Here is a 2,379-nt window from a genome sequence, read left to right as displayed (position 1 = left end):
GTAATATAATTTACTAATTCTAAACAAATAAGTAAAAGTTAAAAAAATTAAGTTTGAATAAAAAGTATAAGCTATGTACAAACTATTTATGAGGTGATAAACATGGGAAATAAAAAGAATAATAAAAAGAAACATATAAATCATAATCCACAAGCTGAAAGTGTTAAAGCTTGTTTTGGAGAACCTAAAGCAAAAGAATATAATCCAAAAGATTTTAAAATTTAATAAATTAATATAATATTATAATAAATCATAACTTACAACATTCTACTTCATTTTCATTAAACCATTTTAAAGTGAAGTAGGATGTTTTATTATTTGCAAAAGAATTTTTTAATTATTATACTAAAAGGAAAATTATGATAAAATTAAATAAGCATATTATTAATAAAAGGGGGAAATACATATGCAAGTAAATGATAAATTACAGGCTTTAAGAAATTTAATGAGAGAAAAAGGTATAACAGCTTATATAATACCTAGTAGTGATAATCATATAAGTGAATATGTATGCAATTATTTTAAGAGTAGGGAATGGATTTCAGGCTTTACTGGATCAGCTGGAACTGTTTTAGTTACTTTAAAAGAAGCTTATTTATGGGTTGATGGAAGATATCATATTCAAGCTGATAAAGAAGTTACTAATACAGAATTTATAGTACAAAAATTAGGTAGTCCTAATGTAGATACTTTAAATGAATGGATAAAAAATAATTTAACAGAAGAAGATGTAGTTTCTTTTAATGGAAAAACTATGTCCATGAAAATATTTAATAATTTTAAAAGTGATACTTTAGATAAAAATATTACTTTTAAAGTAGAAGAAGATTTGATGGATATTTTATGGAAAGATAGACCAATACTTTCAAAAGAAAAACTATTTATTCATGAATTAAAATTTACTGGATTAACTGCTATTGAAAAAATAAATTTAGTTCGTGAAAAATTAGAGAAGGAGAGTATAGAGTCAGCTTTAATAACTTCTTTAGATGATATAGCTTGGTTACTTAACCTAAGAGGAAATGATATTGATAACAATCCTGTATTTTTAAGCTATGTACTATTAAATAAAGAAGAATGTATTCTATATATAGATAATAATAAAATTGATGAAAATATAATAAATTATTTAAAAGATAATAGAGTAGATGTAAAGTCATATGAAGATATACAATATGATTTATATAGTATAGAAGATGGACAAGTACTTACTTGTGATTATAATAAGACTAATGTATGGTTGTACAATTCAATTCCAACAACAGTAGAGATTAAAGATAGAGTAGGGATCACTACTGAATTAAAAGCTATAAAAAATAAAGTAGAATTAGAAAACTTAGAAAGATGCCAAATAAAAGATGGAGTAGCTATGGTTAAATTTATAAAGTGGTTAAAAGAAAATGCAAATAAATTTACTATAGATGAAATAATTGCTGCTAATAAATTAGAAAGTTTTAGAAAGGAACAAGAATTTAATTTAGGAGTAAGTTTTGATAGTATTTCAGCTTATAAAGAAAATGCAGCAATGATGCATTATAAAGCTACTCATTGTAATAAGTCCATTTTAGAACCAAAAGGTTTTTATTTAATAGATTCTGGTGGTCAGTATTTAGATGGTACAACGGATATAACTAGAACTATTGCTTTAGGACAATTAAGTGAACAAGAAAAAGAAGATTTTACCTTAACGCTTAAAGGACATATAGCTTTAAATAAAATTAAGTTTTTAGAAGGGACTTGTGGATGTAATTTAGATATTTTAGCTAGACAGTTTTTATGGGAGCATGGAATAGATTATAAATGTGGTACAGGTCATGGGGTAGGGTATTTACTTAATGTACATGAAGGACCACAAGGATTTAGTAGAATACTTAATAATGTAAAACTAGAAGAGGGAATGGTATTAACAAATGAACCTGGTGTGTATAAAGAAGGAAGATATGGCATAAGAATAGAAAATACTTTGACAGTCAAACCTTGGAAAGAAACAGAGTTTGGTAAATTCTTTAAGTTTCAAGTTATCTCATATTGTCCAATAGAGTTAGAAGCTATTGATATAAATTTATTAAAAGAAGAGGAAATAACATGGCTTAATGATTATCATGAAACAGTTTATAACAAATTAAAAAATTACTTAAATGAAGAGGAAAGTAATTGGTTGAAAAAATATACAAGAAAAATATAATATATAAATAAAATAAAGCATTAATCTAAGAGATATAATTTTTTAAATAGGTTGATGCTTTCATTTTATAAAATGTATATAAAAGTCTTTTTATATTTATATTTATTTTAGTATTACTTTAATAAGTATTACGTATTGTAATACTTATCAAAGTAATTTATTTTTAAAAATACACATAAAAATCCATAATGCCT

The 2,379-nt window shown here is 24.0% G+C and carries 2 protein-coding genes; both read left to right on the top strand.

Features of this window, described 5'->3' with window-relative positions; genetic code table 11:
• Positions 1 to 102: 102 nt before the first annotated feature.
• The gene (locus GBZ86_RS18480) at positions 103 to 225 is read left to right on the top strand and encodes a CPC_1213 family protein (RefSeq protein ID WP_268817446.1); all 123 of its coding nucleotides are present in this window, start codon (positions 103 to 105) and stop codon (positions 223 to 225) included.
• A 181-nt stretch (positions 226 to 406) separates the two neighbouring features.
• On the top strand, positions 407 to 2,185 hold the full coding sequence (locus tag GBZ86_RS15095) for an aminopeptidase P family protein (RefSeq protein WP_152892020.1): 1,779 nt from the start codon (positions 407 to 409) through the stop codon (positions 2,183 to 2,185).
• Positions 2,186 to 2,379: the final 194 nt, after the last annotated feature.

The sequence above is a fragment of the Clostridium tarantellae genome, from assembly GCF_009295725.1.
In the GTDB taxonomy this organism is placed as follows: domain Bacteria; phylum Bacillota; class Clostridia; order Clostridiales; family Clostridiaceae; genus Sarcina; species Sarcina tarantellae.
This window is presented reverse-complemented; position numbering and strand designations above follow the sequence as displayed.

What these genes read in the sequence shown, in the direction of transcription:
- GBZ86_RS15095 (WP_152892020.1), top strand. Translation starts at nt 407, where the DNA reads ATGCAAGTAAATGATAAATTACAGGCTTTAAGAAATTTAATGAGAGAA.
- GBZ86_RS18480 (WP_268817446.1), top strand. Translation starts at nt 103, where the DNA reads ATGGGAAATAAAAAGAATAATAAAAAGAAACATATAAATCATAATCCA.